Origin of the sequence: Ornithinibacillus bavariensis, from assembly GCF_050433565.1 — a bacterium.
In the GTDB taxonomy this organism is placed as follows: Bacteria; Bacillota; Bacilli; order Bacillales; family Amphibacillaceae; genus Ornithinibacillus; species Ornithinibacillus bavariensis.
Map to the genome: position 1 here is coordinate 23,784 of NZ_JBNPWZ010000014.1, position 23,385 is coordinate 47,168.

Annotated in this window: 35 protein-coding genes; all 35 read left to right on the top strand. The window is 39.3% G+C overall.

All coding sequences use genetic code 11. The features are described 5' to 3' along the window. Positions 1 to 13 precede the first annotated feature (13 nt). The 35 genes from rpoC to rplQ all read left to right on the top strand — a co-directional run bounded on the left by rpoC (position 14) and on the right by rplQ (position 23,330). Positions 14 to 3,622: a DNA-directed RNA polymerase subunit beta' gene (gene rpoC, locus HNR27_RS16655; RefSeq protein ID WP_280530762.1), complete on the top strand. Its 3,609-nt coding sequence runs from the start codon at positions 14 to 16 to the stop codon at positions 3,620 to 3,622. 161 nt (positions 3,623 to 3,783) lie between these two features. Beyond that, the gene (locus HNR27_RS16660; RefSeq protein ID WP_212922237.1) at positions 3,784 to 4,035 is read left to right on the top strand and encodes a ribosomal L7Ae/L30e/S12e/Gadd45 family protein; all 252 of its coding nucleotides are present in this window, start codon (positions 3,784 to 3,786) and stop codon (positions 4,033 to 4,035) included. A gap of 130 nt (positions 4,036 to 4,165) precedes the next feature. Next, positions 4,166 to 4,585, top strand: coding sequence for a 30S ribosomal protein S12 (gene rpsL, locus HNR27_RS16665; protein ID WP_047983292.1), 420 nt, complete (start codon positions 4,166 to 4,168; stop codon positions 4,583 to 4,585). Between the two features lie 40 nt (positions 4,586 to 4,625). Further along, positions 4,626 to 5,096, top strand: coding sequence for a 30S ribosomal protein S7 (gene rpsG / locus HNR27_RS16670; RefSeq protein ID WP_212922236.1), 471 nt, complete (start codon positions 4,626 to 4,628; stop codon positions 5,094 to 5,096). A 42-nt stretch (positions 5,097 to 5,138) separates the two neighbouring features. Beyond that, positions 5,139 to 7,217, top strand: coding sequence for an elongation factor G (gene fusA / locus HNR27_RS16675; protein ID WP_212922235.1), 2,079 nt, complete (start codon positions 5,139 to 5,141; stop codon positions 7,215 to 7,217). A 121-nt stretch (positions 7,218 to 7,338) separates the two neighbouring features. After that, complete coding sequence (gene tuf, locus HNR27_RS16680) at positions 7,339 to 8,529, top strand: elongation factor Tu (protein ID WP_212922234.1); 1,191 nt, start codon at positions 7,339 to 7,341, stop codon at positions 8,527 to 8,529. A 429-nt stretch (positions 8,530 to 8,958) separates the two neighbouring features. Beyond that, on the top strand, positions 8,959 to 9,267 hold the full coding sequence (gene rpsJ / locus HNR27_RS16685; RefSeq protein ID WP_010095771.1) for a 30S ribosomal protein S10: 309 nt from the start codon (positions 8,959 to 8,961) through the stop codon (positions 9,265 to 9,267). Between the two features lie 31 nt (positions 9,268 to 9,298). Next, the gene (gene rplC / locus HNR27_RS16690) at positions 9,299 to 9,928 is read left to right on the top strand and encodes a 50S ribosomal protein L3 (protein ID WP_212922232.1); all 630 of its coding nucleotides are present in this window, start codon (positions 9,299 to 9,301) and stop codon (positions 9,926 to 9,928) included. A gap of 26 nt (positions 9,929 to 9,954) precedes the next feature. Beyond that, on the top strand, positions 9,955 to 10,578 hold the full coding sequence (rplD, locus tag HNR27_RS16695) for a 50S ribosomal protein L4 (protein ID WP_429340555.1): 624 nt from the start codon (positions 9,955 to 9,957) through the stop codon (positions 10,576 to 10,578). Continuing rightward, positions 10,578 to 10,865 (top strand): 50S ribosomal protein L23, encoded by a 288-nt coding sequence (rplW, locus tag HNR27_RS16700; protein ID WP_212922230.1) that lies wholly within the window; start codon positions 10,578 to 10,580, stop codon positions 10,863 to 10,865. The genes rplD and rplW overlap by 1 nt, the downstream gene beginning before the upstream one ends. A 29-nt stretch (positions 10,866 to 10,894) precedes the next feature. Next, the gene (gene rplB, locus HNR27_RS16705; protein ID WP_212922229.1) at positions 10,895 to 11,725 is read left to right on the top strand and encodes a 50S ribosomal protein L2; all 831 of its coding nucleotides are present in this window, start codon (positions 10,895 to 10,897) and stop codon (positions 11,723 to 11,725) included. Between the two features lie 58 nt (positions 11,726 to 11,783). Continuing rightward, entirely contained in the window at positions 11,784 to 12,062 is a 279-nt protein-coding gene (gene rpsS / locus HNR27_RS16710; protein WP_212922228.1) for a 30S ribosomal protein S19, read from the top strand. Positions 12,063 to 12,083: 21 nt separating this feature from the next. Next, the gene (gene rplV, locus HNR27_RS16715; RefSeq protein WP_212922227.1) at positions 12,084 to 12,425 is read left to right on the top strand and encodes a 50S ribosomal protein L22; all 342 of its coding nucleotides are present in this window, start codon (positions 12,084 to 12,086) and stop codon (positions 12,423 to 12,425) included. 3 nt (positions 12,426 to 12,428) lie between these two features. Beyond that, positions 12,429 to 13,070: a 30S ribosomal protein S3 gene (gene rpsC / locus HNR27_RS16720; protein WP_212922226.1), complete on the top strand. Its 642-nt coding sequence runs from the start codon at positions 12,429 to 12,431 to the stop codon at positions 13,068 to 13,070. 17 nt (positions 13,071 to 13,087) lie between these two features. After that, complete coding sequence (gene rplP / locus HNR27_RS16725; protein ID WP_010095762.1) at positions 13,088 to 13,522, top strand: 50S ribosomal protein L16; 435 nt, start codon at positions 13,088 to 13,090, stop codon at positions 13,520 to 13,522. Beyond that, positions 13,512 to 13,712: a 50S ribosomal protein L29 gene (gene rpmC / locus HNR27_RS16730; protein WP_212922262.1), complete on the top strand. Its 201-nt coding sequence runs from the start codon at positions 13,512 to 13,514 to the stop codon at positions 13,710 to 13,712. Before rplP ends, rpmC begins: the two co-directional genes overlap by 11 nt. Positions 13,713 to 13,736: 24 nt before the next feature. Further along, positions 13,737 to 14,000 (top strand): 30S ribosomal protein S17, encoded by a 264-nt coding sequence (rpsQ, locus tag HNR27_RS16735; RefSeq protein WP_042145406.1) that lies wholly within the window; start codon positions 13,737 to 13,739, stop codon positions 13,998 to 14,000. Between the two features lie 43 nt (positions 14,001 to 14,043). Next, positions 14,044 to 14,412, top strand: coding sequence for a 50S ribosomal protein L14 (gene rplN, locus HNR27_RS16740; protein WP_010095756.1), 369 nt, complete (start codon positions 14,044 to 14,046; stop codon positions 14,410 to 14,412). Positions 14,413 to 14,446: 34 nt separating this feature from the next. Continuing rightward, positions 14,447 to 14,758: a 50S ribosomal protein L24 gene (rplX, locus tag HNR27_RS16745; RefSeq protein ID WP_212922225.1), complete on the top strand. Its 312-nt coding sequence runs from the start codon at positions 14,447 to 14,449 to the stop codon at positions 14,756 to 14,758. Positions 14,759 to 14,785: 27 nt separating this feature from the next. Continuing rightward, entirely contained in the window at positions 14,786 to 15,325 is a 540-nt protein-coding gene (gene rplE, locus HNR27_RS16750) for a 50S ribosomal protein L5 (protein WP_212922261.1), read from the top strand. Positions 15,326 to 15,354: 29 nt separating this feature from the next. Next, the gene (locus tag HNR27_RS16755) at positions 15,355 to 15,540 is read left to right on the top strand and encodes a type Z 30S ribosomal protein S14 (RefSeq protein ID WP_010652082.1); all 186 of its coding nucleotides are present in this window, start codon (positions 15,355 to 15,357) and stop codon (positions 15,538 to 15,540) included. A gap of 30 nt (positions 15,541 to 15,570) precedes the next feature. Then, positions 15,571 to 15,969 carry a 30S ribosomal protein S8 gene (rpsH, locus tag HNR27_RS16760; RefSeq protein ID WP_212922224.1) on the top strand — a complete coding sequence of 133 codons (399 nt, stop codon included), beginning with the start codon at positions 15,571 to 15,573 and terminating at the stop codon, positions 15,967 to 15,969. A 30-nt stretch (positions 15,970 to 15,999) separates the two neighbouring features. After that, the gene (rplF, locus tag HNR27_RS16765; RefSeq protein ID WP_212922223.1) at positions 16,000 to 16,536 is read left to right on the top strand and encodes a 50S ribosomal protein L6; all 537 of its coding nucleotides are present in this window, start codon (positions 16,000 to 16,002) and stop codon (positions 16,534 to 16,536) included. A gap of 30 nt (positions 16,537 to 16,566) precedes the next feature. Next, positions 16,567 to 16,929: a 50S ribosomal protein L18 gene (gene rplR / locus HNR27_RS16770; RefSeq protein ID WP_212922222.1), complete on the top strand. Its 363-nt coding sequence runs from the start codon at positions 16,567 to 16,569 to the stop codon at positions 16,927 to 16,929. Between the two features lie 20 nt (positions 16,930 to 16,949). Then, positions 16,950 to 17,453, top strand: coding sequence for a 30S ribosomal protein S5 (gene rpsE / locus HNR27_RS16775; RefSeq protein WP_212922221.1), 504 nt, complete (start codon positions 16,950 to 16,952; stop codon positions 17,451 to 17,453). Between the two features lie 13 nt (positions 17,454 to 17,466). Then, positions 17,467 to 17,649: a 50S ribosomal protein L30 gene (gene rpmD, locus HNR27_RS16780; protein WP_212922220.1), complete on the top strand. Its 183-nt coding sequence runs from the start codon at positions 17,467 to 17,469 to the stop codon at positions 17,647 to 17,649. Positions 17,650 to 17,678: 29 nt separating this feature from the next. Next, positions 17,679 to 18,119: a 50S ribosomal protein L15 gene (gene rplO, locus HNR27_RS16785; protein WP_212922219.1), complete on the top strand. Its 441-nt coding sequence runs from the start codon at positions 17,679 to 17,681 to the stop codon at positions 18,117 to 18,119. Then, positions 18,119 to 19,408, top strand: coding sequence for a preprotein translocase subunit SecY (gene secY / locus HNR27_RS16790; protein WP_212922218.1), 1,290 nt, complete (start codon positions 18,119 to 18,121; stop codon positions 19,406 to 19,408). Before rplO ends, secY begins: the two co-directional genes overlap by 1 nt. Positions 19,409 to 19,438: 30 nt before the next feature. Further along, positions 19,439 to 20,083, top strand: a complete 645-nt coding sequence (locus HNR27_RS16795) for an adenylate kinase (protein WP_429340556.1) — start codon at positions 19,439 to 19,441, stop codon at positions 20,081 to 20,083. 435 nt (positions 20,084 to 20,518) lie between these two features. After that, a complete protein-coding gene (gene infA, locus HNR27_RS16800; protein WP_010529010.1) occupies positions 20,519 to 20,737 on the top strand; it encodes a translation initiation factor IF-1 in 219 nt (72 codons plus the stop codon). Between the two features lie 31 nt (positions 20,738 to 20,768). Continuing rightward, complete coding sequence (rpmJ, locus tag HNR27_RS16805) at positions 20,769 to 20,882, top strand: 50S ribosomal protein L36 (protein ID WP_010095733.1); 114 nt, start codon at positions 20,769 to 20,771, stop codon at positions 20,880 to 20,882. A gap of 23 nt (positions 20,883 to 20,905) precedes the next feature. Then, positions 20,906 to 21,271 carry a 30S ribosomal protein S13 gene (rpsM, locus tag HNR27_RS16810; RefSeq protein WP_212922216.1) on the top strand — a complete coding sequence of 122 codons (366 nt, stop codon included), beginning with the start codon at positions 20,906 to 20,908 and terminating at the stop codon, positions 21,269 to 21,271. Between the two features lie 21 nt (positions 21,272 to 21,292). Next, entirely contained in the window at positions 21,293 to 21,682 is a 390-nt protein-coding gene (gene rpsK, locus HNR27_RS16815) for a 30S ribosomal protein S11 (RefSeq protein ID WP_212922215.1), read from the top strand. Positions 21,683 to 21,987: 305 nt separating this feature from the next. Beyond that, positions 21,988 to 22,932: a DNA-directed RNA polymerase subunit alpha gene (locus HNR27_RS16820; protein ID WP_212922214.1), complete on the top strand. Its 945-nt coding sequence runs from the start codon at positions 21,988 to 21,990 to the stop codon at positions 22,930 to 22,932. A 44-nt stretch (positions 22,933 to 22,976) separates the two neighbouring features. Then, entirely contained in the window at positions 22,977 to 23,330 is a 354-nt protein-coding gene (rplQ, locus tag HNR27_RS16825; protein WP_212922213.1) for a 50S ribosomal protein L17, read from the top strand. Positions 23,331 to 23,385: the final 55 nt, after the last annotated feature.

Sequence of the window (23,385 nt, forward strand, 5' to 3'; positions counted from 1 at the left end):
GGGAGGTATACCCTTGTTAGATGTAAATAATTTTGAATTTATGAAGATTGGTCTAGCTTCACCAGAAAAAATCCGTTCATGGTCCTATGGTGAAGTAAAAAAACCAGAAACGATTAACTATCGTACATTGAAACCAGAGAAAGATGGGTTATTCTGTGAACGCATTTTTGGTCCAACGAAAGACTGGGAATGTCATTGCGGAAAATATAAAAGAGTTCGTTATAAGGGTGTTGTTTGTGATCGCTGTGGTGTAGAAGTAACGAAGTCTAAAGTTCGCCGTGAACGTATGGGACATATTGAATTAGCTGCACCTGTGTCACATATTTGGTATTTCAAAGGAATTCCAAGTCGAATGGGTCTTGTATTAGATATGTCTCCACGTGCTTTGGAGGAAGTTATTTATTTTGCTGCATATATTGTTACAGATCCAGGAAATACGCCTTTAGAAAAGAAACAACTACTTTCTGAAAAAGAATACCGTACGTATTATGAAAAATACGGTTCTTCGTTTAAAGCACAAATGGGTGCGGAGGCTATTCGCAAGCTTCTTCAAGATATTGACCTTGATAAAGAGGTTGATGCATTAAAAGAAGAGCTGAAAACAGCTCAAGGGCAACGCAGAACAAGAGCAATTAAGCGATTAGAAGTATTAGAGGCATTCCGTAACTCAGGAAATGAAACATCTTGGATGATCTTAGATGTACTTCCTGTTATTCCACCAGAGATTAGACCAATGGTTCAGTTAGATGGTGGACGTTTTGCAACCTCTGATCTAAACGATTTATATCGTCGTGTAATTAACCGTAATAATCGTCTAAAGCGTTTATTAGATTTAGGTGCACCAAGTATCATTGTGCAAAACGAAAAACGTATGCTACAAGAAGCTGTTGATGCTTTGATTGATAATGGTCGTCGTGGTCGTCCAGTTACTGGACCGGGAAATCGTCCATTAAAATCACTTTCTCATATGCTTAAGGGTAAGCAAGGTCGTTTCCGTCAAAATTTACTTGGAAAACGTGTTGATTACTCTGGACGTTCTGTAATTGTAGTTGGTCCAAACTTAAAAATGTATCAATGTGGATTACCAAAAGAAATGGCACTTGAACTGTTTAAGCCATTTATTATGAAAGAGCTAGTAGAGCGTGGTATTGCACATAACATCAAATCAGCTAAACGTAAAATTGAACGTGTTCATCCTGATGTTTGGGACGTATTAGAAGACGTTATTAAAGAACACCCGGTTTTACTTAACCGTGCACCTACTCTTCACAGATTGGGAATACAGGCTTTTGAACCAACACTAGTAGAAGGTCGTGCAATCCGTCTGCATCCATTAGTATGTACAGCTTATAACGCTGACTTTGATGGTGACCAAATGGCTGTTCACGTACCACTATCTGCTGAGGCACAAGCAGAAGCACGTTTGTTAATGCTTGCTGCACAAAACATTCTTAATCCAAAGGATGGAAAACCAGTTGTTACACCATCACAGGATATGGTGTTAGGAAACTATTACTTAACACTAGAACGTGAAGGTGCTATCGGTGAAGGTACAGTAGTCACAGATGTAAATGAAGCTAGAGTTGCATATCAAAACGGCTTTGTTCATTTGCATACACGTATTGCTGTTAAGGCATCTACTTTGAACAACAAAACATTTACTGAAGAGCAAAATAATCAATTATTGTTAACAACAGTAGGTAAGTTAATCTTTAATGAGATTTTGCCAGATTCATTCCCTTATATTAATGAGCCAACGAAATTTAATCTTGAACAACGTACTCCTGAACACTATTTTGTGGAAAAAGGAACAAACATTAAAGAAGAGATTAAAAAGAGAGAAATCATCAAGCCATTTAAGAAGGGATTCCTCGGTGATATCATTGCAGAGGTGTTCAAACGATTTAAGATTACGGAAACATCTAGAATGCTTGACCGTATGAAGGATCTTGGTTTTAGCATGTCTACTACAGCTGGTATGACGGTAGGTATTTCCGATATCGTGGTATTACCAGAAAAAGAAGAAATTCTAAATGAAGCGCAAAAGAAAGTTGATAATGTAATGAAGCAATTCCGCCGTGGTCTAATCACGGAAGAAGAGCGCTATGATCGTGTTATCGCTATATGGTCACAAGCAAAAGATACGATTCAGGATAGGTTAATGGAATCACTTGATAACCGTAACCCAATCTTTATGATGAGTGACTCTGGAGCTCGTGGTAATGCATCTAACTTTACACAGCTTGCTGGTATGCGTGGACTAATGGCTAACCCGGCTGGTCGAATCATTGAATTACCAATTAAATCAAGCTTCCGTGAAGGCTTAACAGTATTAGAGTACTTTATTTCTACCCACGGTGCGCGTAAAGGTCTTGCGGATACCGCATTAAAAACAGCTGACTCAGGATACTTAACTCGTCGTCTTGTTGATGTTGCACAGGATGTAATTGTTCGCGAAACTGATTGTGGAACAGATCGAGGACTTCCAGTTACCGCTTTAATGGACGGTAATGAGGTAATAGAACCACTATTCGACCGATTAGTTGGACGTACAGCTTTTGAAACAGTTGTGCACCCTGAGACAAAAGAGGTAATAGTGGAGTATGATACTGTCATCAGTGAAGACCAAGCGAAGCAAATTGTGGAAGCTGGTATTGAAAAAGTAACAATCCGCACAGTGTTTACATGTAATACAAAACACGGTGTTTGTAAGAAGTGTTATGGTCGCAATTTAGCAACAGGCTCTGAGGTAGAGGTTGGCGAAGCGGTTGGAATTATCGCTGCACAATCGATTGGTGAGCCTGGAACACAGCTAACAATGCGTACGTTCCACACTGGTGGGGTTGCTGGAGATGACATTACACAAGGTTTACCACGTATTCAGGAGTTGTTTGAAGCACGTAACCCGAAAGGTCAGGCTGTTATTAGTGAAATTTATGGAACAGTCTTAGAAATTCATGAAGCGAAGGATAAACATGAAGTTGTAATCCAAGGTGAAGTAGAACAACGCTCATATGCCGTTCCATACAATGCTCGACTTAAGGTTTCTGTTGGTGATGAAGTAATTGCCGGACAGGAGCTTACAGAAGGATCAGTGGATCCAAAGGCATTAATACGTGTCCAAGGTGTTGCAGGTGTTCAGGATTACTTGCTACGTGAAGTGCAACGAGTATACCGTATGCAAGGTGTTGAAATTGGTGATAAACACGTTGAGGTTATGGTACGACAAATGCTTCGTAAAGTACGTGTAATTGATGCTGGTGATACGGATGTCTTACCTGGTTCTCTACTTGAGCTGCATCAGTTTAAGGAAGCTAACCATAAAGTACTCATGGAAGGTAACCAACCAGCAGTTGGTAAGCCAGTACTACTAGGTATCACTAAAGCTTCATTAGAAACTGATTCGTTCCTATCTGCTGCATCCTTCCAAGAAACTACAAGGGTTCTAACAGATGCTGCAATCAAGGGTAAACGAGACGAATTACTAGGTCTAAAAGAGAACGTTATTATCGGTAAGCTTGTTCCAGCAGGTACAGGAATGCAACGTTACCGAAAAGTTCAACTACCAAAGGTTGAAACGGAAGAGGTATTAGAAGAAGAAGTAGAACAGCCTGTACAGTAAGAAAAATGATTTAAGCTTTCGATTGTTTAAGGCTTTCTAGATAAAAAAATTATAATCGGAAGCACCAAAATGTTATAAATTCTAGTTGACATTGTAAAACGAGAATGATAATATATTCAAGGTGCTTCCGATTTATACTTGTTACTTTGGAGGATATAATTATGTCTTATGAAAAAGTGACGAAAGTAAAATCACAGCTAGTAATTGGCATGAAGCAAACACTGAAGGCTATGAAAAATGGCCATGTAAGTGAAGTGTTTATAGCTGAAGATGCTGATCGGCGAAAAACACAAGAGATTGAAGAATTAGCTAAATCGCTGGGCATTCCGTGTCAGCGTGTTGATTCCATGAAAAAGCTAGGTGCCGCATGCGGAATTGATGTTGGCGCATCGAGTGTAGCAATAAAAAAGTGATGGTTTTGGCGGGATAGATTCTCGCGAAAGCTTTGTTTTTTGCTTCAAGATGAACCACCTGGATGTGTGGTATTACAAACCGGGTGATTACTAGCTGTTTTTTAGTAAACCAGAAGGGAGGAAATCGAAAATGCCTACAATTAACCAACTTGTTCGCAAAGGTCGCGAAAGCAAACCTAAGAAATCTGACTCACCAGCACTTAATAAAGGGTACAACAGCTTCAAGAAATCATTAACAAATGAAAACTCTCCACAAAAACGTGGTGTTTGTACTCGTGTTGGTACACTAACCCCGAAAAAACCGAACTCTGCATTACGTAAATATGCTCGTGTTCGTTTATCAAACAACATGGAAGTAACTGCATACATTCCTGGAATTGGACACAATCTACAGGAACACAGTGTAGTTTTAATCCGTGGAGGACGTGTAAAAGACTTACCAGGGGTACGTTATCACATCGTACGTGGCGCACTTGATACAGCTGGAGTAGATGGCCGTATGCAAGGACGCTCTAAATATGGTACAAAACGCCCTAAAGAGAAGAAATAATGATTGTTCACAACACAGATGAAAGAAAGGAGGGGGACATATGCCACGTAAAGGACCAGTACCTAAGCGCGATGTCTTGCCAGATCCACTTTATAATTCAAAACTAGTAACTCGTTTAATCAACCAAATCATGATTGATGGTAAACGAGGCATTGCTCAAAAAATTCTTTATAATGCATTTGAACTAGTTCAAGAGCGTAGCGGACAAAATCCGATGGAAGTATTTGAACAAGCAATGAAAAATGTTATGCCTGTACTTGAAGTACGTGCACGCCGTGTTGGTGGTTCTAACTACCAAGTACCGGTTGAAGTTCGTCCAGAACGTCGTCAAACTTTAGGCTTACGTTACCTTGTTAACTATGCACGCTTACGCGGAGAGAAAACAATGGAAGAACGTTTAGCTAACGAAATCCTAGATGCTTCAAACAACACAGGAGCTGCTGTTAAGAAGCGCGAAGATATGCACAAAATGGCAGAAGCAAACAAAGCGTTTGCTCACTATCGTTGGTAATTTAAACAAATATAAAGCCTTTAGCAGGAAGGAGAAGAATACATGGCAAGAGAGTTCTCCTTGGAAAAGACGCGCAATATTGGTATTATGGCACACATCGATGCAGGTAAAACCACTACAACTGAGCGTATTCTTTTCTATACAGGACGCATTCATAAAATTGGTGAAACACATGAAGGTGCTTCCCAAATGGACTGGATGGAACAAGAGCAAGAGCGCGGAATCACGATTACATCCGCTGCGACAACTGCTCAATGGAAAAACCATCGTATCAATATCATTGATACTCCAGGACACGTTGACTTCACCGTAGAAGTTGAGCGTTCATTACGCGTACTTGACGGAGCTGTTACAGTACTTGATGCTCAATCTGGTGTAGAACCACAAACTGAAACAGTATGGCGTCAAGCAACAACCTATGGTGTTCCACGTATTGTTTTCGTTAACAAAATGGATAAAACAGGTGCTGACTTTTTATATTCAGTAGGTACATTAAAAGACCGCTTAGGAGCAAATGCACACCCAGTGCAATTACCTATCGGTGCTGAAGACCAATTTAATGGTATTATTGACCTTATTAATATGGAAGCACACTATTATCTTGATGATCTTGGTACAGTTGACGAAGCACGTGAAATCCCAGAAGATCTAAAAGATAAGGCAGAAGAATTACGCACTAGCCTAATTGAGGCTGTTTCTGAGTTAGATGAAGATCTAATGATGAGATACTTAGAGGGAGAAGAAATCTCTAATGAAGAGCTTAAAAAGGCAATTCGTAATGCTACACTTAGCGTAGAATTCTACCCAGTATTCTGTGGATCTGCATTTAAAAACAAAGGTGTTCAATTAATGCTTGATGGTGTAATTGATTATCTTCCAGCACCAACTGATATTCCTCCAATCGAGGGTACTGTTCCTGGTACGGAAGAAAAAATCACTCGTCCTTCAAGTGATGATGAACCGTTTGCAGCTCTAGCATTTAAAGTTATGACCGACCCATTTGTTGGAAAGTTAACCTTCTTCCGTGTTTACTCAGGAACTTTAGATTCTGGTTCTTATGTTCGTAACTCGGTTAAAGATAAGCGTGAGCGTATTGGTCGTATTCTTCAAATGCACGCTAACCACCGTCAAGAAATTTCAAAGGTTTACGCTGGTGAAATTGCTGCTGCGGTAGGATTAAAGGATACATCTACTGGTGACACATTGTGTGATGAAAAGAATTTAGTAATTCTTGAATCAATGGAATTCCCAGAGCCAGTTATCTCTGTAGCTATCGAGCCTAAAACAAAAGCAGACCAAGATAAAATGGGTATTGCGTTAGGTAAACTAGCTGAAGAGGACCCTACATTCAGAACTGAAACAAATCCTGAAACTGGTCAAACAATCATCTCTGGTATGGGTGAGCTTCACTTAGATATCATTGTGGACCGTTTAAAGCGTGAGTTCAAAGTAGAGGCGAATGTTGGTGCTCCACAAGTAGCATACCGTGAAACATTCCGTGCAGCTGCTGAAGTCGAAGGTAAATTCGTACGTCAGTCTGGTGGACGTGGACAATACGGTCACGTTTGGATTAAATTTGAGCCAAACGAAGAAGGCGCTGGCTTTGAATTTAACAATAACATCGTTGGTGGTGTGGTACCACGTGAATACATCCCTGCTGTTGAACAAGGTGTTAGAGAAGCAATGGAAAATGGTGTATTAGCTGGTTATCCATTAATCGATGTAAAAGCATCATTATTTGATGGTAGCTACCATGATGTAGACTCAAACGAAATGGCGTTTAAAGTAGCTGCATCTATGGCTCTTAAAGCTGCTAAAAATAAATGTAACCCTGTACTTTTAGAACCAATTGAAAAAGTTGAAATTGTTGTTCCAGAAGAATACATGGGTGATATCATGGGTGACGTTACTTCCCGTCGTGGACGTGTAGAAGGAATGGAAGCTCGTGGTAATGCTCAAGTAATTAGAGCAATGGTTCCTCTTTCTGAAATGTTTGGATATGCAACTGCATTGCGTTCAAACACACAAGGTCGTGGAACATATACAATGCACTTTGATCACTATGAAGAAGTACCAAAGAGCATTGCAGAAGAAATTATTAAGAAAAACGCTGGAGAATAATTGATTTTTTCTTTATTCTCAAGTATAACTTTTAGTGTAAGCTAAGAAATAAACAAGTTTTATTTCTTAGCTCCAACATATACTTAAAAAATCTTTCATTTATTTAAAGGAGGAAATATAAATGGCTAAAGAAAAATTTGACCGTTCCAAATCACACGTTAACATTGGTACAATCGGACACGTTGACCATGGTAAAACTACATTAACTGCTGCTATCACAACTGTAATGGCTAAGAAAAGCGGTAAAGGTACTGCAATGGCTTATGACCAAATCGACGGTGCTCCAGAAGAAAGAGAACGTGGTATCACAATCGCTACTTCTCACGTTGAGTACGAAACTGAAACTCGTCACTATGCACACGTAGACTGCCCAGGACACGCTGACTATGTTAAAAACATGATCACTGGTGCTGCACAAATGGACGGAGCTATCCTAGTAGTATCTGCTGCTGATGGTCCAATGCCACAAACTCGTGAGCACATCCTACTTTCTCGTAACGTAGGTGTTCCAACTATCGTTGTATTCTTAAACAAAGTTGACATGGTTGACGATGAAGAATTACTAGAATTAGTTGAAATGGAAGTACGTGACCTACTATCTGAATACGACTTCCCTGGTGACGATGTTCCAGTAATCAAAGGTTCTGCTCTTAAAGCACTAGAAGGTGATGCAGAGTATGAAGAAAGAATCGTTGAGCTAATGAACGCTGTTGACGAATATGTACCAACTCCAGAACGTGACACTGACAAACCATTCATGATGCCTGTTGAGGACGTATTCTCAATCACTGGTCGTGGTACTGTTGCTACAGGTCGTGTTGAGCGCGGTCAAGTTAAAGTTGGAGACGAAGTTGAAATCATTGGTCTTCAAGAAGAATCAAGTAAATCAACTGTAACTGGTGTTGAAATGTTCCGTAAGCTTCTTGATTATGCTGAAGCTGGAGATAACATCGGTGCACTACTTCGTGGTGTGGCTCGTGAAGATATTAACCGTGGTCAAGTACTTGCTAAGCCAGGTTCAATTACTCCACACACAAATTTTAAAGCTGAAGTTTACGTATTGTCTAAAGAAGAAGGTGGACGTCACACTCCATTCTTCTCAAACTATCGCCCACAGTTCTACTTCCGTACAACTGACGTAACTGGTGTTATTACACTACCAGAAGGAGTAGAAATGGTAATGCCTGGAGACAACATTGAAATGAATGTTGAACTAATTTCTCCAATCGCTATTGAAGATGGTACTCGTTTCTCTATCCGTGAAGGCGGACGTACTGTTGGATCAGGCGTTGTAACTTCTATTACAAAATAATAATAGCTTACGAAAACAGGTAACGTGACGACGTTACCTGTTTTTTTGTTTTTTTTAACTAGTTAAATTTGTGTTGGAGCATAGAAACTACCATTATATACATGAACAGATGACACATTCTCTCGTAATACACCAAAGGTCAAAGGTCATAATATCGGAAGCTACACCAAACTTTCCCAAGTTATAAATCTTCTTAGAAACCTTGCAATCACTTAAATTAGCAAGTATAATAATTAATTGTGCAACATATAAGATTTTCATCAAAAAAGGTTGCATTGACCATATAAATTCTATATAATGAGAATGTTGGTCACTCGAGGCGATGATGTGGAAGGTTGTTGGCACACCCGGCCCCTTTGCCATGGCGGGGTGCTAAGAAATTTTCATGGAGTATGTCTATTATAATATGGGCGAAAAGGAGGGAAAATAATGGCAAAAGAAAAAATAAGAATCCGTTTAAAAGCATATGATCACCGTATTCTTGATCAGTCTGCTGAAAAAATTGTAGATACTGCGAAGCGTTCTGGAGCAAAAGTTTCTGGTCCAATTCCATTACCTACTGAAAAAGCTGTTTACACAATTTTACGTGCGGTTCACAAATACAAGGACTCACGTGAACAATTCGAAATGCGTACACATAAACGTCTAATCGATATTGTTAACCCAACACCACAAACAGTGGATTCTTTAATGCGTTTAGATCTACCATCTGGTGTAGATATTGAAATTAAACTATAAAATATTGTCTTTATAATAGGAGGTGTAACGGATGACGAAAGGAATCTTAGGTCGTAAAATCGGCATGACTCAGCTATTTAACGAAAACGGTGAATTAATTCCTGTTACTGTTATTCAAGCTGAGCCGAACGTAGTTTTACAAAAAAGAACGCTTGAAAATGATGGATATGAAGCGATTCAACTAGGTTTTCAAGATTTAAAACAATCTCGTACGAATAAAGCGGAAAAAGGTCATGCTGAAAAAGCAAACACAACCCCTAAGCGCTACGTTCGTGAAATCCGTAATGCTAATCTTGATGAGTATGAAGTAGGTCAAGCGATTAGCGTAGAAATTTTCCAAGCGGGCGAAAAGGTTGATGTAACTGGAACTTCAAAGGGTAAAGGATTCCAAGGCTCTATTAAGCGTCATGGACAATCACGTGGACCAATGTCACACGGTTCTCATTACCATAGATCTCCAGGTTCAATGGGAGCAATCGATGCAATGCGCGTATTCCCAGGCAAAAACCTACCAGGACATATGGGTCAAGAACAAGTAACGATCCAAAACCTAGAAGTTGTTAGTGTAGATGCAGAACGCAACCTACTACTAATCAAAGGTAATGTACCAGGTGCAAAAAAATCATTCGTAAAAATCACGAGTGCAATCAAGGCTAACTAATCATATATACGAAGGGAGGATATGTCATGCCTAAAGTAGCACTATTTAAACAAGATGGTTCACAAGCAGGTGAAATCGAATTAAACGATTCTGTCTTTGGTATTGAACCAAACACACATGTTTTACACGAAGCGGTAGTTATGCAACGTGCTTCTATGCGTCAAGGTACGCATAAAGTTAAAAACCGTTCTGAAGTTCGTGGCGGAGGTCGTAAGCCATGGCGTCAGAAGGGAACAGGACGTGCGCGTCAAGGTTCTATTCGCTCACCACAATGGGTTGGTGGTGGTACTGTATTCGGTCCTACACCACGTAGCTATAGCTATAAATTACCTAAGAAAGTTCGTCGTTTAGCACTTAAATCTGCATTATCTTCTAAAGTACAAGAAGAAAACGTAGTAGTTTTAGATAACATCGTATTTGATGCTCCTAAAACAAAAGAAGTTGTAAAAATGCTTGGAGCTTTAAATGTAAACGAAAAAGCATTAATCGTAACTGCAGAAACTGATGAAAATGTAGTACGTTCAGCTAACAACCTTCAAGGTGTTAAAGTTCTATCTGTTACTGAAGTTAATGTACTTGATTTATTAATGCATGACAAACTTATCTTAACGAAGGATGCAGCTGAAAAAGCAGGGGAGGTGCTTGCATAATGACTGATGCACGTGATATTATTAAGCGCCCTGTAATTACTGAGCATTCTGCTGATCTTATGGCAGAGAAGAAATATACGTTCGAAGTAAGTAAAAAAGCGAACAAAACACAAATCAAAGATGCGGTTGAAGAAATCTTTGGTGTAAAAGTTGAAAAAGTTAACACAATCAATCTAAAAGGTAAATTCAAGCGAATGGGCCGATACGGTGGTTTCCGCCCAGATCGTAAAAAAGCAATTGTGCAGCTATCCGCTGACAGCAAAGATCTAGACTTCTTTGAAGGCTAAGAGATATTAAGTGAAGGAGGGAAAACAAGATGGCGATCAAAAAGTTTAAACCTACCTCTAATGGTAGACGTAATATGTCTGTATCAGATTTTGCTGAAATCACTACAGATACACCGGAAAAATCCCTACTTGCTCCGCTAGCGAAGCGTGGTGGACGTAACAACCAAGGGAAATTAACGGTTCGTCATCAAGGTGGCGGTCATAAGCGTCAATATCGTATTATTGACTTTAAACGCGATAAAGATGGTATACCAGGAAGCGTTGCTACAATCGAATACGATCCTAACCGTACCGCTAATATTGCATTAATTAACTACGCTGATGGTGAAAAGCGTTATATTCTAGCACCAAAAGGATTACAAGTTGGTCAAGTAATTGAGTCTGGAGAAAATGCAGACATTAAAGTGGGTAATGCACTTCCACTAGCAAACATTCCAGTTGGTACTGTAATCCATAATATTGAATTAAAACCAGGTCGCGGAGGACAATTAGCTCGTTCTGCTGGTGCTGAAGCACAAATCCTAGGCCGTGAAGATAAATATACACTTGTACGTTTAGCTTCTGGTGAAGTTCGTTTAGTGCTATCAACTTGCCGTGCTACTGTTGGTCAAGTGGGTAACGTAGAACATGAACTAATTCGCGTTGGTAAAGCTGGTCGTTCTCGTTGGATGGGTATTCGCCCAACTGTACGTGGATCTGTAATGAACCCTAACGATCACCCACACGGTGGTGGTGAAGGTCGTGCTCCTATCGGACGTAAATCACCAATGACTCCTTGGGGCAAACCAACACTTGGATATAAAACACGTAAGCGTAATAAAGCTTCTGATAAGTATATTGTTCGTAAACGTAAAAAATAATTACATTGTCTAAACGGGAAATAATTCCCATTTCTGAACTTCGAAAGGAGGTTTATCCATGGGTCGTAGCTTAAAAAAAGGACCTTTTGCAGATGACCATCTATTGAAAAAAATTGATCAATTGAATGAATCTGACAAGAAGCAAGTGATTAAAACTTGGTCACGTCGTTCTACAATATTCCCGAACTTCATCGGACATACTATTGCGGTTTATGATGGACGTAAGCATGTGCCTGTATATGTTACAGAAGACATGGTTGGACATAAATTAGGTGAATTTGCTCCAACACGTACGTACAAAGGACACGCTAGTGACGATAAGAAAACAAAACGCTAATGAGAGGAGGCGCTAAAGGGTATGCAAGCTAAAGCCGTAGCAAAATCAGTTCGTATTGCTCCTCGTAAAGTGCGATTAGTCGTTGATTTAATTCGAGGAAAACAAGTTGGCGAAGCAATTGCAATTCTACGCCACACACAACGCGGTGCTTCTCCTGTAGTAGAAAAGGTGTTAAAGTCAGCAATCGCTAACGCAGAACACAACTACGAAATGGATCCAGATAACCTAGTAGTTTCTGAAGCATTCGTAAACGAAGGTGTAACATTGAAACGTTTCCGTCCACGCGCTCAAGGACGTGCAAGTAAAATTAATAAGCGCACAAGCCACATTACAGTGGTTCTATCAGAAAAGAAGGAGGGGTAATTAGTGGGTCAAAAAGTCAATCCTAATGGTCTTCGTGTCGGTATTATTAAAGACTGGGAGTCTAAGTGGTATGCTGGCAAAGACTATGCAGACTTACTACATGAAGATATTAAAATTAGAGAATATCTTGAAAACCGCTTAAAAACTGCCGCAGTTTCTCATATTGAAATTGAACGTGCAGCTAACCGTGTTAACGTTACAATTCACACTGGTAAGCCAGGAATGGTAATTGGTAAAGGCGGTTCAGAAGTAGAAGCTCTACGTAACTCATTAAATAGTCTAACTGGCAAACGCGTTCACATTAACATTGTTGAAATCAAAAAAGTTGATGTAAATGCTAAGCTAGTAGCTGAAAATATTGCTCGTCAATTAGAAAATCGTATTTCATTCCGTCGTGCACAAAAGCAAGCTATCCAACGTGCTATGCGTGGTGGTGCAAAAGGAATAAAAACACAGGTATCTGGTCGTCTAGGTGGCGCAGATATTGCTCGTGCTGAACATTATAGTGAAGGAACAGTTCCACTACACACATTACGTGCTGATATCGATTATGCAACAGCAGAAGCTGATACAACATTCGGTAAACTTGGTGTTAAAGTGTGGATCTATCGTGGTGAAGTCCTTCCAACTAAAACAAACAAATAAGGAAGGGGGCTTTTCTTATGTTAATGCCTAAACGTGTTAAATATCGTAGACAACATCGTGGTAAAATGAGAGGCCAAGCAAAAGGTGGTACTCAGGTTACTTTTGGTGAATATGGAATACAAGCTCTTGAGGCTTCTTGGATCACAAGTCGCCAAATCGAAGCTGCTCGTATCGCTATGACTCGTTACATGAAACGTGGCGGTAAAGTATGGATTAAAATTTTCCCAGATAAGCCTTATACAGCGAAGCCTCTAGAAGTCCGAATGGGTTCTGGTAAAGGTGCTCCTGAAGGTTGGGTAGCAGTAGTTAAACCTGGAAAGGTAATGTTTGAGATTGCTGGAGTTTCTGAAGAAGTTGCTCGTGAGGCTTTACGTCTTGCATCTCACAAACTACCGATCAAAACTAAATTTGTAAAACGTGAAGAAATTGGTGGTGAAATCAATGAAGGCTAATGAAATCAGAGAACTAACCACTGCCGAAATTGAACAAAAAGTTAAATCATTAAAAGAAGAATTATTTAACCTACGCTTTCAACTAGCAACTGGTCAACTTGAAAACACTGCACGTATTCGTGAAGTGAGAAAAGCTATTGCTCGTATGAAAACTGTAGTACGTGAACGTGAACTAAGCGTTAACAACTGATAATGAGAGGAGGTTAGCCTCAAAATGACTGAACGTAATAATCGTAAAGTGTATACAGGTCGTGTCGTTTCAGATAAAATGGATAAAACAATTACTGTTTTAGTTGAAACTTATAAAAACCATAAGCTATATGGTAAACGTGTTAAATACTCTAAAAAGTTCAAAGCACATGATGAAAACAATCAAGCAAAAACAGGCGATATTGTTCGTATCATGGAAACTCGCCCACTTTCAGCAACTAAGCGTTTCCGTCTAGTTGAAGTGGTTGAAGAAGCGGTAATTATCTAATAATGTTCGTTCGGAAGATATCCGAAGGGAGGTCTCAAAGCGTATGATTCAACAAGAAACTCGTTTAAAAGTTGCAGATAACTCAGGTGCACGTGAGTTGCTTACTATCAAAGTACTTGGTGGCTCCGGCAGAAAAACTGCTAATATTGGTGATGTTATCGTTTGTTCTGTAAAACAAGCAACACCAGGAGGCGTTGTCAAAAAAGGTGACGTTGTAAAGGCAGTAATCGTTCGTACTAAATCTGGTGTACGTCGTAAAGATGGCTCGTATATTCGTTTTGATGAAAATGCTGCAGTAATTATTCGTGACGACAAAAGTCCAAGAGGAACTCGTATCTTCGGACCAGTTGCGCGTGAATTACGTGATGCACAATTCATGAAAATCGTATCTCTAGCTCCAGAAGTTCTATAAGAAGAGAATTACCTTGTAAGGAGGTGCGTCAAGCATGCATGTAAAAAAAGGTGATAAAGTTATCGTTATTTCCGGTAAAGATCGCGGCAAAACCGGTACTATCCTTGAAGCTTATCCAAAAAAGGACCGTGTACTTGTTGAGGGTGTTAACATGATTAAGAAACACGCGAAACCATCACAAGAGAATCCACAAGGTGGAATTCTTAACCTAGAAGCACCAATTCATGTTTCTAACGTGATGCCAGTAGATCCGAAATCCGGTAAACCAACTCGTGTTGGGTATGAAGTACGTAACGGAAAGAAAGTTCGTATCGCTAAAAGTTCCGGAGAAGCTTTAGATAAATAGTATTTGCTGTGAAAGGAGGGCAACATGGTGAATCAATTAAAACAAAAATACCAAGATGAAATTGTTCCATCATTAATGAATAAATTTAACTACAAGTCTATTATGGAAGTGCCAGCAGTTGAGAAAATTGTTGTCAACATGGGTGTTGGTGATGCAGTTCAAAACTCTAAGGCACTAGATAGCGCTGTTGAAGAATTAGCATTAATTTCTGGTCAAAAGCCAATGATTACACGTGCTAAAAAGTCAATCGCAGGTTTCCGTCTACGTGAAGGAATGCCGATTGGTGCGAAAGTAACACTTCGCGGTGAGCGCATGTATGAATTCCTACAAAAGCTAATTTCTGTTTCACTACCACGTGTACGTGACTTCCGTGGTATCTCGAAAAAAGCTTTTGATGGTCGTGGTAACTACACTTTAGGTGTTAAAGAACAATTAATTTTCCCAGAAATTAACTACGATAAAGTAAGTAAAGTGCGTGGTATGGATATTGTTATCGTAACAACTTCTAATACAGACGAAGAAGCACGTGAACTTTTAGCTCAGCTGGGCATGCCTTTCCAAAAATAGACATGAGCTAATACAAGGAGGGAAAATTTGTGGCTAAAAAATCAATGATTGCGAAACAAAAACGCCCACAAAAGTATAAAGTTCAAGAATATACTCGTTGTGAACGTTGCGGTCGTCCGCATTCAGTAATTCGTAAATTTAAACTTTGCCGTATTTGTTTCCGCGAACTTGCCTATAAAGGTCAAATTCCTGGTGTCAAAAAAGCAAGCTGGTAAACCCCGATTAGGGAAGGAGGTAATTAAGTAATGGTTATGACAGATCCAATCGCAGATATGCTAACTCGTATTCGCAATGCGAACATGGTTAAACATGAAAAGTTAGAGCTTCCTGCTTCTAAAATTAAAACTGAAATTGCTGACATTCTAAAGCGTGAAGGCTTTGTACGTGATTATGAAGTTATTGAAGATAACAAGCAAGGGATCTTACGTATTTTCCTTAAGTACGGTGTTAATGAAGAACGAGTAATTACAGGAATTAAGCGTATAAGTAAGCCAGGACTACGTGTATATGCAAAAGCTGATGAGGTACCTCGTGTACTAAATGGCTTAGGAATTGCAATCGTATCAACATCTAAAGGCGTTCTTTCTGATAAAGAAGCTCGCGCTCAAGCTGTTGGTGGCGAAGTTCTAGCATATGTTTGGTAATTAATTTTTATTGATGAGGAGGTGCATGGAATGTCTCGTATAGGACTTAAGCCAATTGAGATTCCGAGTGGTGTAGAAGTAAAACTTAACAGTAATACAATAACTGTAAAAGGCCCAAAGGGTGAACTTACTAGAGATTTTCATCATGACATGAAAGTCGTTGTTGCAGATAACGTTGTGACTATTGAACGTCCAAGTGATCAAAAAGAACATCGTTCATTACACGGAACAACTCGTAGCATCATTGCTAACATGGTTGAAGGTGTATCAAAAGGTTTTGAAAAACAACTTCAAATCATCGGTGTTGGTTATCGTGCACAAAAGCAAGGTAACAAAGTTGTCGTAAACGCTGGATACTCTCATCCAGTTGAAATAGATCCAATTGAAGGTATTGAAATCGAAGTACCAAGCAACACTTCTGTAATCGTTAAAGGTATTGATAAAGAAAAGGTTGGAGCAGTTGCTGCCAACATTAGAGCGATTAGAAAACCTGAACCATACAAAGGTAAAGGTATTCGCTATGTTGATGAATACGTACGTCGTAAAGAAGGTAAAACTGCTAAGTAAGGTTAGTTAGGCGAGAAAGGAGTGACCCGGATGATCACAAAACCTGACAAAAATGTTGCACGTAAAAGAAGACATAACCGCGTTCGTAAAAATCTTTTCGGAACTGCTGAACGTCCTCGTTTAAACGTGTACCGTTCCAATAAACACATTTATGCACAGCTTATAGATGATACAAATGGTGTAACATTAGCAAGTGCATCTACAGTTGAGAAAGAATTAAATCTTGATTCAACAAGTAGCGTTGAAGCTGCTACTAAAGTTGGAGAATTAGTTGCAAAACGTGCCCAAGATAAAGGTCATAAATCAGTTGTATTTGATCGTGGAGGCTACCTTTATCATGGTCGTGTAAAAGCATTAGCAGATGCTGCTCGTGAGGCAGGTCTTGAATTTTAATCGTAAAAGGAGGGACATAGATGAAAACAGTAATCGATCCTAATAAATTAGATCTTGAAGAGCGCGTTGTTGCGGTAAACCGCGTTGCAAAGGTAGTTAAAGGTGGACGTCGTTTCCGTTTTGCAGCACTAGTTGTTGTTGGAGATAAGAATGGTCATGTTGGATTTGGTACTGGTAAAGCGCAAGAGGTACCAGATGCAATTAAAAAGGCAGTTGACGATGCAAAGAAAAACTTAATTACTGTACCAATCGTTGGTACAACAATTCCACACGAAATTCATGGAGAGTTCGGTTCTGGTCGAGTACTAATGAAGCCAGCTTCTGAAGGTACTGGAGTTATCTCTGGTGGTCCTGTTCGTGCGGTACTAGAGCTTGCAGGTGTAGGTGACATTTTAACGAAGTCACTTGGTTCGAACACACCAATTAACATGATTCGCGCTACAATGGATGGCTTAAGCAATCTAAAACGCGCAGAGGAAGTTGCTAAACTTCGCGGAAAGTCAGTAGAAGAACTGTTAGGATAAGGAGGGAAACATTATGTCTAAAAAATTAGAAATCACCCTCACACGCAGTGTTATCGGTGCAAAAGAAAAGCAAATTAAAACCGTTGAAGCACTAGGTTTAAAAAAGATTCGTCAAACCGTAGTTCTTGAAGATACTCCAGCTGTTCGTGGAATGGTTAACAAAGTATCTCATCTTGTATCGGTTAAAGAAGGTTAAATAACTAAGCGTAAAGAGGAGGTGCTCGTATGAAACTTCATGAATTAAAACCAGCAGAAGGAACTCGCAAAGAAAGAAACCGTGTTGGTCGTGGAACATCATCTGGTAACGGAAAAACTTCTGGTCGAGGACAAAAGGGACAAAAGTCACGTTCTGGCGGTGGAGTTCGTCCAGGATTTGAAGGTGGACAAATGCCTTTATTCCAACGTTTACCAAAACGCGGATTTACAAACATAAATCGTAAAGAATATGCTATAGTGAACTTAGACGTTTTAAACAGATTTGAAGACGGCACAGAAATTACTCCTGAGCTTCTACTTGAGTCAGGTGTCGTATCTAGCTTAAAATCAGGTATCAAGGTACTTGGTAATGGTTCCGTCGAAAACAAATATACCGTTAAAGCTCATAAGTTCTCTGCTTCAGCAAAAGCAGCAATCGAAGAAGCGGGCGGTAAAGTAGAGGTGATCTAATGTTCCGTACATTCTCCAATTTTATGCGCGTGGCTGACATTAGACGGAAAATAATTTTCACATTACTTATGTTAATTGTATTCCGTCTAGGCACATTTATTCCTGTGCCATTCACAGATAAAAGTGCTATTGATTTTATGAACCACCAAAATGTATTTGGATTCTTGGATACCTTTGGTGGGGGGGCATTACAAAACTTCTCTATTTTTGCAATGGGGATTATGCCTTACATTACAGCATCGATTATCATGCAGCTTTTGCAAATGGATGTTGTGCCAAAGTTTTCAGAGTGGAAAAAACAAGGGGAGATGGGTAGAAAGAAACTAGCCCAAGTTACTCGTTATGGCACTGTAGTTCTTGCATTTGTGCAAGCAATTGCAATGTCTATCGGATTTAACGCAATGGCTGGTGGCTTGTTAATCGCTGACCCAGATCCTGTTAAGTTTGTAATCATTGCACTTGTATTAACTGCTGGAACAGCATTCTTAATGTGGTTAGGTGAACAGATCACTGCAAATGGAGTTGGGAATGGAATCTCGATTATCATTTTTGCAGGTATTGTAGCTGCTTTACCGAATGCAGTAGAACAACTATATGTACAGTACTTTACAAATCCTGGCGATGAATTATTCATGAATGTCGTTATTGTTGCGATTATTGCTTTAGTAGCAATAGCGATTACGGTTGGCGTTATTTACGTAAATCAGGCGTTACGTAAGATCCCAGTACAATATGCAAAGAAATTAGTAAACCGTTCGCCAGTAGGTGGACACTCTACTCACCTACCAATTAAAGTAAATGCTGCAGGGGTTATTCCTGTAATCTTTTCTGTTGCATTTATTATGGCGCCGAGAACAGTTGCGAGCTTCTTTGAAGGTAAATGGGCAACAACAATCCAATCAATTTTTGATTATACGTCACCAGCAGGTATGGTCATTTACGTTGCGTTAATTATTGCGTTTTCGTATTTCTATACATTTGTTCAAGTTAATCCGGAGCAAATGGCAGAAAATCTGCAAAAACAAGGTGGATATATCCCAGGAATTCGTCCTGGTAAAAATACTGAAACATATTTAACTCGTGTAATTAATCGATTAACTTTTGTAGGAGCAATTTTCTTAGCTGCTGTTTCTGTATTGCCGATTTTATTAGGTTCGATAGCAAAACTTCCGCAAGCAGTACAAATCGGTGGAACTAGTCTACTGATTGTAGTTGGAGTTGCTATTCAAACAATGAAACAATTAGAAGGACAGCTAGTAAAACGTCACTATAAAGGTTTTATTAAATAAGAAATCTGCTAATGAAGCGAGGGGAAATGATTGAATTTACTTTTAATGGGCTTACCTGGTGCTGGTAAAGGCACACAGGCTGAGAAGATCACCGAAAAATATAACATCCCTCATATTTCAACAGGAGATATGTTTCGATCTGCAATAAAAGAAGGAACAGAGCTTGGCAAGAAGGCGAAAAGCTTTATGGATCAAGGCGCTCTAGTTCCGGACGAAGTAACAATTGGTATCGTAAAAGAACGTCTTAGTAAAGCTGATTGTGCATATGGGTTTTTGCTGGATGGTTTTCCAAGAACTATTGCACAAGCAGAAGCTTTACAAGCACTTCTAAAGGATATTGATCAAGCTATTGATTATGTGATACATGTGAATGTACCAGAGGAAAAATTAGTGGAGCGTTTATCCGGTCGTAGAATTTGTCCAGCATGTGGTAGAGCTTATCATGTAATATATAACCCTCCTAAAAATGAGGGTATATGTGACAAAGATGGTCAGGCGTTAATTCAACGTGACGATGATAAACCTGAAACGGTTAAAAATCGTTTAGCGGTTAACATCGAACAACAGAAGCCGTTACTAGATTTTTATGAAGATAAAGGATATCTTGTAACAATTGATGGTGATCAAGAAATCAATAAGGTCTTTCAAGATATTCAAACAATTATTGAAAAATAAGCAATTACTGTAGGCACTGCACGAATAGACAATTCTATTTGTACAAAAATAATATGAGTCGTAAAGTTTAATGCTTTACTTGTGAATAACACAGTATGTGTTTGACAATAAAACCCTCAAATTAGGTAACGTTGGTAAACGAAACTGATTCGATTCCACAGATAGGTCTTGTTTGTCGTATTTTGCAAGGACACTAGACGATGTGACTATCAGCTAAGTTCTTGATAATTGCAATGTCTTGGCATTAGATGGGGAAACCGTAAATATGATCGACCAATGAGAAAGAATAGCACATCATATTGTAACATGGATTATACGTCTCCTAAGTCCAAAACAGCCTTCTAAAAACTGGTCGTGTCACAAATAAAAATCAAGATTTACGTGTTTTGTATAAAACAATATTGTGACTGATTTAAGAGAAGGGAGTAAAGCACGATGGCGAAAGATGATGTAATTGAAGTGGAAGGAACCGTAACGGAAACATTGCCTAACGCAATGTTTAATGTAGAGCTTGAAAATGGCCACACGGTCTTGGCTCATGTGTCTGGTAAAATTCGTATGCACTTCATCCGTATCTTACCAGGTGATAAAGTAACGGTAGAATTATCTCCGTATGATTTAACTAAAGGACGAATTACGTACCGTTATAAATAAGCGAGCTCCGATATAAAAGGAGGTAAAGATGATGAAAGTAAGAGCATCTGTTAAGCCAATTTGTGAAAAATGCAAAGTCATTAAACGAAAAGGCAAAGTAATGGTGATTTGTGAAAATCCTAAGCATAAGCAAAAACAAGGTTAATTTGAAGGAGGTGCGCTAAGTATATGGCACGTATTGGAGGAGTAGACATTCCACGTGATAAACGTGTAGTAATTTCTTTAACTTACATTTATGGTATTGGTAAGAAAACTGCTCAAGAAATTTTAAAGCAAGCTGGTGTTTCTGAGGATACTCGTGTTCGTGACCTTACTGAAGATGAGTTAGGACGCATTCGTCAAGCAGTTGATGGATACACAACTGAAGGTGATCTTCGTCGTGAAGTATCGTTAAACATCAAACGTCTAATCGAAATTGGTTCTTATCGCGGATTAAGACATCGTCGTGGCTTACCTGTTCGCGGACAAAATACGAAGAATAACTCTCGTACACGCAAAGGTCCACGTCGTACAATCGCTAACAAGAAAAAATAATGTAAGGAGGTAAACAAATAGATGGCTCGTAAAACTAATACACGTAAACGTCGTGTCAAAAAGAATATTGAGACTGGCGTAGCACATATCCGTTCTACTTTTAATAACACTATCGTAACAATTACAGATGTTCAAGGTAATGTTATTGGTTGGAGTTCTGCAGGTGCACTTGGTTTCAAAGGATCTCGTAAATCAACTCCATTCGCTGCACAAATGGCTGCTGAAACAGCTGCTAAAACTGCAGTTGATAACGGAATGAAAACTTTGGAAGTTTCTGTAAAAGGTCCAGGAGCTGGTCGTGAAGCTGCTATTCGTTCTTTACAAGCAGCAGGACTAGAAGTTACTGCAATTCGTGACGTTACTCCAGTTCCTCATAATGGTTGCCGTCCACCAAAACGTCGTCGTGTATAATTGAACGTATAATATTTGTCACCCTGTCTATAATGGGTTATGATGACTAAAAGTATTAGGTGAAATACTGTAATAGTTTAAGTATTGAATCACCAAGGTTTATAGAAGAAAGCTTGAAGCAATCCGCCATTAGGCGCTTGCATCGTTTTCTTTTTTCTAACCTTGTCATACAGCATCGCATAGACAAAAGGTACGATGAAACTATACAGGTAGAGCAGAATCGCCAACTGCCTATTTGAGGAATTTCGGTTAGAACTCCTTGTGTCTAACCGGGGTTTCGACGTTTTTAAGGAGGGTATTATGGAATGATTGAAATAGAAAAGCCAAAGATTGAAACGGTTGAGATTAGTGATGATGCTACATTTGGAAAATTTGTGGTAGAGCCGCTCGAACGTGGTTATGGTACAACTCTTGGAAACTCCTTGCGTCGTATCCTACTATCCTCACTTCCAGGTGCTGCTGTAACATCAGTTCAAATTGATGGAGCATTACATGAATTTTCAACTATCGATGGTGTGGTTGAGGACGTAACTACTATCATTTTGAATTTGAAAAAGCTAGCACTAAAGATCTATTCTGATGAACCTAAACAACTGGAAATTGATGCGCAAGGAGAAGGAGTAGTTACTGCTGCTGATCTAACCTTTGATAGTGATGTAGAAGTATTAAATCCTGAACTTCCGATTGCAACATTAAATTCAAAAGGTAGCCTGCGTATGAAGATTACGGCCGAGCGTGGTCGTGGTTATGTTCCAGCTGATGCAAATAAACATGAAGATCAACCAATTGGTGTTATTCCAGTTGATTCCATTTTCACACCGGTATCACGTGTTACTTACCAAGTAGAGAATACTCGTGTAGGACAGAGTGCTAACTATGATAAATTAACATTAGATGTTTCGACTGATGGTAGTATCAGACCAGAAGAAGCAATTTCGCTTGGTGCTAAGATTTTATCGGAGCATCTGAACATCTTTGTTGGTTTAACAGATGAAGCACAAAATGTCGAGATTATGGTTGAAAAAGAGGAAGACCAAAAAGAAAAAGTAATGGAAATGACAATTGAAGAGTTAGATTTATCGGTTCGTTCTTACAATTGTCTAAAACGTGCTGGCATAAATACAGTTCAAGAGCTTTCAAATAAATCTGAAGAAGATATGATGAAAGTGCGTAACCTTGGCCGTAAATCATTAGAGGAAGTTAAAGTAAAACTTGCTGATTTAGGATTAAGCTTACGTAAAGACGATTAATAGTAAGGACATCTTTAGAGTTTCAAGAAAGGGAGGGATAGTCCATGGCAAGAAAACTAGGACGTACTACAGACGCACGACTAGCACTACTTCGCAACCTTGCATCTGATTTAATTATTCACGAGCGGATTGAAACAACAGAAGCAAAAGCGAAAGAGCTTCGATCTGTCGTTGATAAAATGATTACATTAGGTAAACGTGGTGATCTTCACGCTCGTCGTCAGGCTGCAGCATTCTTATACAACAAAGAAGCTAATGAAGAGGATTCAGTACTTCAAAAGCTTTTCAACGATGTTGCTAAACGCTACGAGGATAGACAAGGTGGATATACTCGCGTTCTTAAGCTAGGCGAACGTCAAGGTGATGGAGCGAAAATGGCAATCATTGAGCTAGTTTAATCATCCATACACGTTAAGGGCAGGACTAAATCTCTTCCACGAGGTGAAATCCAAG

Bases quoted from the DNA above. Each gene is read 5' to 3' on its own strand.
- HNR27_RS16660 (WP_212922237.1), top strand. From the start codon at position 3,784: ATGTCTTATGAAAAAGTGACGAAAGTAAAATCACAGCTAGTAATTGGC.
- rpsL (WP_047983292.1), top strand. From the start codon at position 4,166: ATGCCTACAATTAACCAACTTGTTCGCAAAGGTCGCGAAAGCAAACCT.
- rpsG (WP_212922236.1), top strand. From the start codon at position 4,626: ATGCCACGTAAAGGACCAGTACCTAAGCGCGATGTCTTGCCAGATCCA.
- fusA (WP_212922235.1), top strand. From the start codon at position 5,139: ATGGCAAGAGAGTTCTCCTTGGAAAAGACGCGCAATATTGGTATTATG.
- tuf (WP_212922234.1), top strand. From the start codon at position 7,339: ATGGCTAAAGAAAAATTTGACCGTTCCAAATCACACGTTAACATTGGT.
- rpsJ (WP_010095771.1), top strand. From the start codon at position 8,959: ATGGCAAAAGAAAAAATAAGAATCCGTTTAAAAGCATATGATCACCGT.
- rplC (WP_212922232.1), top strand. From the start codon at position 9,299: ATGACGAAAGGAATCTTAGGTCGTAAAATCGGCATGACTCAGCTATTT.
- rplD (WP_429340555.1), top strand. From the start codon at position 9,955: ATGCCTAAAGTAGCACTATTTAAACAAGATGGTTCACAAGCAGGTGAA.
- rplW (WP_212922230.1), top strand. From the start codon at position 10,578: ATGACTGATGCACGTGATATTATTAAGCGCCCTGTAATTACTGAGCAT.
- rplB (WP_212922229.1), top strand. From the start codon at position 10,895: ATGGCGATCAAAAAGTTTAAACCTACCTCTAATGGTAGACGTAATATG.
- rpsS (WP_212922228.1), top strand. From the start codon at position 11,784: ATGGGTCGTAGCTTAAAAAAAGGACCTTTTGCAGATGACCATCTATTG.
- rplV (WP_212922227.1), top strand. From the start codon at position 12,084: ATGCAAGCTAAAGCCGTAGCAAAATCAGTTCGTATTGCTCCTCGTAAA.
- rplP (WP_010095762.1), top strand. From the start codon at position 13,088: ATGTTAATGCCTAAACGTGTTAAATATCGTAGACAACATCGTGGTAAA.
- rpmC (WP_212922262.1), top strand. From the start codon at position 13,512: ATGAAGGCTAATGAAATCAGAGAACTAACCACTGCCGAAATTGAACAA.
- rpsQ (WP_042145406.1), top strand. From the start codon at position 13,737: ATGACTGAACGTAATAATCGTAAAGTGTATACAGGTCGTGTCGTTTCA.
- rplN (WP_010095756.1), top strand. From the start codon at position 14,044: ATGATTCAACAAGAAACTCGTTTAAAAGTTGCAGATAACTCAGGTGCA.
- rplX (WP_212922225.1), top strand. From the start codon at position 14,447: ATGCATGTAAAAAAAGGTGATAAAGTTATCGTTATTTCCGGTAAAGAT.
- rpsH (WP_212922224.1), top strand. From the start codon at position 15,571: ATGGTTATGACAGATCCAATCGCAGATATGCTAACTCGTATTCGCAAT.
- rplF (WP_212922223.1), top strand. From the start codon at position 16,000: ATGTCTCGTATAGGACTTAAGCCAATTGAGATTCCGAGTGGTGTAGAA.
- rplR (WP_212922222.1), top strand. From the start codon at position 16,567: ATGATCACAAAACCTGACAAAAATGTTGCACGTAAAAGAAGACATAAC.
- rpsE (WP_212922221.1), top strand. From the start codon at position 16,950: ATGAAAACAGTAATCGATCCTAATAAATTAGATCTTGAAGAGCGCGTT.
- rpmD (WP_212922220.1), top strand. From the start codon at position 17,467: ATGTCTAAAAAATTAGAAATCACCCTCACACGCAGTGTTATCGGTGCA.
- rplO (WP_212922219.1), top strand. From the start codon at position 17,679: ATGAAACTTCATGAATTAAAACCAGCAGAAGGAACTCGCAAAGAAAGA.
- secY (WP_212922218.1), top strand. From the start codon at position 18,119: ATGTTCCGTACATTCTCCAATTTTATGCGCGTGGCTGACATTAGACGG.
- infA (WP_010529010.1), top strand. From the start codon at position 20,519: ATGGCGAAAGATGATGTAATTGAAGTGGAAGGAACCGTAACGGAAACA.
- rpmJ (WP_010095733.1), top strand. From the start codon at position 20,769: ATGAAAGTAAGAGCATCTGTTAAGCCAATTTGTGAAAAATGCAAAGTC.
- rpsM (WP_212922216.1), top strand. From the start codon at position 20,906: ATGGCACGTATTGGAGGAGTAGACATTCCACGTGATAAACGTGTAGTA.
- rpsK (WP_212922215.1), top strand. From the start codon at position 21,293: ATGGCTCGTAAAACTAATACACGTAAACGTCGTGTCAAAAAGAATATT.
- HNR27_RS16820 (WP_212922214.1), top strand. From the start codon at position 21,988: ATGATTGAAATAGAAAAGCCAAAGATTGAAACGGTTGAGATTAGTGAT.
- rplQ (WP_212922213.1), top strand. From the start codon at position 22,977: ATGGCAAGAAAACTAGGACGTACTACAGACGCACGACTAGCACTACTT.